Genomic DNA, 4447 nt, shown 5'->3' on the forward strand with positions numbered 1-4447 from the left:
CGAGGTATTTACAACCCCAAAAATAATTGATAGATTCATATTGTCGAAAGCAAAGGCAAAGACAAACGCCTCGCACCGACAAAAACAACAACAACAATGAGTAAAGGTACAAAACAATGGCTGTAGAAAAAACCAATTCTTCCTCTAGCTTGGCTGAAGTTATCGATCGCATCCTTGACAAAGGTATTGTTGTAGATGCTTGGGCTCGTGTATCTCTAGTCGGTATTGAATTGTTGGCTATCGAAGCTCGTGTCGTGATCGCTTCTGTAGAAACTTATCTGAAGTATGCTGAAGCCGTTGGTCTAACTCAATCAGCTGCTATGCCTGCTGCTTAAGAATTGAGTTGATTCTACAATCTCAAGGTTGAGAACATCTTAAATTCTGGTAAACCTTCTGCTTTTCTTTTGTTTCCAAGGATTCGTAATTACCGCGTTTATACGATCGAGGCGCGAGAAAAGCAGAAGTTCCTTTTAACCACAGTCGCCGGAATGCTCCCAACCAGCGAGTGTGGTTTAATAACGGTTATTTAGCATTATTGCGGAGAACCTCATGACGGCTTTAATGGAAAAAATCCGGCAGGAGCATCGTTCAATAGCTGAGGAAGTGGCTCAACTATTTAAAGAGACTCAAACATTTCTGTCGGATACCACAACACAAAGACACGCCCAAGCTAAAAAGCAAGCGGAAGAACTGTTTCAATTCCATCAAAATTTACAACAAGAAAATCGCGACTTCTTAACAGCTACCCATCAAAAACGGATGGATGAAGCTCAAAAACAAGCTGCAAATTTGGATAAATTCCACCAAGAATTGCAGCAAAATAGCCGCGATTTTTTAACGGCTACCCATCAACAACGGATGACTCAAGCCAAGGAACAAAACCAGCAGCTACGTCAATTCCGCCGGGATCTGTTTATCAGTATTTTTGGAATTCCTACTACTTCTGCAAAGCAAGTAAAGATTTCACCAAAGCAGCCCAAGAATTGATTTAACTAATCAAATACACAAGTTGCTGCGGAGAAATCTCGATCTCAAATATAAAACCCCCTAATCTGCTAGCTGTTTTTTCTAGTAAGACCGGGGGGTTAGTAATCAAAAACAACAATGAGTTTTAGGTTTTAAACAATGACATTCTGTGCAACTACTGAGTGCCTAAAACTCAGTCTAGAGGCACAATTCCCGACCTTACGGATTCGGGCTTCCTGCTTCTACGGGAGAATCTCTTCTTTACCCTCCACAGGCAGCAACGATTAGTCTCACCGCCGTTAAAAGCTGTTTCAAACTTTTCAGCCTAGTGATTGTGTAGCTGTATTAACACTATAGCACATAAATTTACAATTCACAACCGGGCTAACTCAATACTCATACCTTATCTCGTTCTAAACTATGACTGTCGATCAAATCAATAACAAAAGAGCCGTTCTGCGCGTTCGTCCAGGTCAGTTTGTCGCTACACCTTCCATCCAGAAAGTAGCCACTCGCGCACTGCGTTACCTGCAATCCGGTTTTTCAGTTCACCTGCGCGGGCCTGCGGGGACGGGTAAAACCACCCTAGCGATGCACCTGGCTAACTGCCTAGCCAGACCGATTATGTTAGTTTTCGGAGATGACGAATTTACAAGTGCCGACTTGATTGGCAGTCAATCCGGTTACACCCACAAAAAACTACTAGACAATTATATTCATAACGTTGTCAAAGTTGAAGACGAACTGAAGCAAAATTGGGTAGATTCCCGACTGACAATGGCTTGTCGGGAAGGATTCACCTTAGTTTATGACGAATTCAACCGTTCCCGCCCCGAAGTAAACAACGTTTTACTTTCCGCGCTAGAGGAAAAAATTCTCACCTTACCTCCCAGCAGCAATCAACCGGAATATCTTCACGTTCATCCCCATTTTCGGGCTATTTTTACATCCAATCCCGAAGAATATTGCGGCGTCCACTCAACTCAGGATGCTTTAATGGATCGGTTGGTAACCATTAATATGCCCGAACCGGATGAGTTGACCCAAACCGAAATCCTGGTGCAAAAAACGGGAATTAGTCGCGAAGATGCTTTATTAATCGTGCGGCTAGTCAAAACATTTCGTTTGCAAACAGGGGCAGAAAAAACTTCTGGTTTGCGGTCTTGTTTGATGATTGGTAAAGTCTGTGGAGAACACGAAATCCTTGCGAAGCCATCCAATGCGGATTTCCGCGATATTTGTGCTGACGTGTTATTTTCGCGTACCAATTTATCGCTCAGCGAAGCTACCACTATTTTCTGGGAACTACTCAACAAAATAGAAATCGAATCGATCGACCTTGCTGTTGCACCTGGTTTGCCAGATTCAGATACCGTTTCTCCAGAAAATTTAGTTCCCCACGAACCAGAAATTTACCGCTACTTGCAACAGAAAAAAACTGCCGACGTAACTGAAATTCGCAAGGCATTAAACATCAGTCGCAATCAAGCAGAAACAGCGCTAAGTTCTCTGTTACAAAAAAACTTGCTCAATCAGCAAGACCGTTTTTTCACCCTTTTTGAGTCAAACTAATCGTGACTTCCTCTATCCTTCCGACACGTCCTCAGACAAACTCCAGTCGAGCCATTACTACATCCACTCAAGGTTCTACCTTAGCGGATATCCTCGAAAGAGTTTTAGATAAGGGAATTGTGATTGCTGGTGATATTTCCGTATCCATCGCCACCACCGAACTTCTCCACATCCGTATTCGCTTGTTAATTTCTTCAGTTGATAAAGCGCGGGAAATGGGAATCAATTGGTGGGAAAATGACCCCTATCTCAGTAGCAAATCTCAAGGTTTGATGGAGCAAAATCAACAACTTCTAGAACGATTGCAAAGTTTAGAAACAGAACTGCGATCGCTCAAAGCTTTGACCAATACTCAACTACCATCAGGTGCAAAGGAAGCATATGATTACGATCAAAACAATGAAAGATATCCCGACCAGCCAGAAAATTCCGAGCTTGCACAATAACAAGTCTCTAGAAAAGTGGCGTCATTCCAGTAAAGATAAAGCTGCTCACCTCAGAATTTCAGCCATTGAACCTCGCCGCCAAAAAATCAGTAAATAACTTACATCATGGCATTAACTTGCACGCCTTGTGAAAATTCTACTGAAGTATTCTCCGCTGCTGACAAAGTTAACAGTAAAGCGGGTTTAGCTCCTTTACTGTTAACTGTTGTGGAACTGGTGCGCCAGTTGCTGGAAGCACAAATAATTCGGCGCATGGAAGCAGGAATTCTCACTGACTCTGATTTAGATAGAGCGGCTGAAAGCCTGGAAAAATTGTCAGAGCAAGTTCTCCATTTGTGCGATATTTTTGAAGTCGATCCTGCCGATCTCAATGTAAATCTTGGAGAATTCGGGACGCTTTTACCGTCGCCGGGAAGTTACTATCCGGGAGAAAGCAGTACCAATCCCTCTATTTTGGAACTGCTTGACCGACTTTTAAATACCGGCATTGTGGTAGAAGGTAATGTGGATTTAGGCTTGGCTCAACTCAATCTCATTCATGCCAAGCTGAGGTTGGTTTTGACATCTATGCCTGCCTAATTGGGAAGGCTGTTAAACGCTTGTTAAATTTTTGGAAAATTGTATGGATTGTGGTCTTTACCTATACGGCATTTTTCCTGACTCTATGCCGGAACAATTAGCCTTAGAAGGAATGGATAAGCAACCAGTATATAGCACGATTATTGAGGGGTTTACCTTTCTTTATTCGAGCGCTAAACAGGAAAAATACCTAGCTTCTCGACGCAATTTAATTTGTCATGAAAGAGTTTTAGAACAAGCGATGAATGAAGGGTTTCGTACTCTTCTACCTTTGCGCTTTGGGATGGTAATAAAAACTTGGGAAACTGTCATAGAACAATTGACTAGACCCCATCAGGATAAACTAAAAGATTTATTCGCTAAATTAGCGGGACGCCGAGAAGTTAGCGTTAAAGTTCTTTGGGATAGTAAGTCAGAATTGCAAGCGCTACTTTCTGCAAATAAAGACTTGAAACAAAAGCGCGATGCGATGGAAGGTAAAACTATGAGTATGGAGGAAGTCATTGATATCGGTCAAATGATTGAAAACGGTTTGTTGCTTCGCAAGCAGGAAGTAATTCAAGCTTTCCGAGATGAATTAAATTCTTTGGCTAAAGAAGTCGTGGAAAACGACCCGATGACCGAAGAAATGATTTACAACGCTGCTTATTTGATTTCTTGGGATGCGGAGGCTGAATTTAGCGATCGCGTCGAAGCTATTGACCAAAAATTTGGCGATCGCTTCAGAATTCGCTACAACAATTTTACCGCTCCTTATACATTCGCCCAACTTTTTTAACTGGAGTCAGAGTTATGTCTCTGAAACTTTTACTATTTCCAATTATGGGGCCAATTACCGGTCTGGCATGGATAGGGCAACAAATTCAAGAACGTGCCAATACCGA

Annotated in this window: 6 protein-coding genes; all 6 read left to right on the top strand. The window is 42.3% G+C overall.

From position 1 onward, the window contains the following. Nucleotides 1-116 precede the first annotated feature (116 nt). On the top strand, nt 117-335 hold the full coding sequence (gene gvpA / locus H6S82_RS19780) for a gas vesicle structural protein GvpA (protein ID WP_190463961.1): 219 nt from the start codon (nt 117-119) through the stop codon (nt 333-335). Nucleotides 336-549: 214 nt separating this feature from the next. Further along, nucleotides 550-987, top strand: coding sequence for a gas vesicle protein GvpC (gvpC, locus tag H6S82_RS19785; RefSeq protein WP_190463960.1), 438 nt, complete (start codon nt 550-552; stop codon nt 985-987). A 399-nt stretch (nt 988-1386) separates the two neighbouring features. After that, entirely contained in the window at nt 1387-2538 is a 1152-nt protein-coding gene (gene gvpN / locus H6S82_RS19790; protein ID WP_190463959.1) for a gas vesicle protein GvpN, read from the top strand. A 2-nt stretch (nt 2539-2540) separates the two neighbouring features. After that, on the top strand, nt 2541-2984 hold the full coding sequence (locus H6S82_RS19795; RefSeq protein ID WP_322111879.1) for a gas vesicle protein: 444 nt from the start codon (nt 2541-2543) through the stop codon (nt 2982-2984). A 105-nt stretch (nt 2985-3089) separates the two neighbouring features. Further along, nucleotides 3090-3563, top strand: coding sequence for a gas vesicle protein K (locus H6S82_RS19800; RefSeq protein ID WP_190463958.1), 474 nt, complete (start codon nt 3090-3092; stop codon nt 3561-3563). A 43-nt stretch (nt 3564-3606) separates the two neighbouring features. Further along, complete coding sequence (locus tag H6S82_RS19805) at nt 3607-4341, top strand: GvpL/GvpF family gas vesicle protein (protein WP_190463957.1); 735 nt, start codon at nt 3607-3609, stop codon at nt 4339-4341. The last annotated feature ends 106 nt before the right edge of the window (nt 4342-4447 follow it).

Source organism: Planktothrix sp. FACHB-1355 (assembly GCF_014748295.1).
Lineage (GTDB): Bacteria > Cyanobacteriota > Cyanobacteriia > Cyanobacteriales > Aerosakkonemataceae > Aerosakkonema > Aerosakkonema funiforme_A.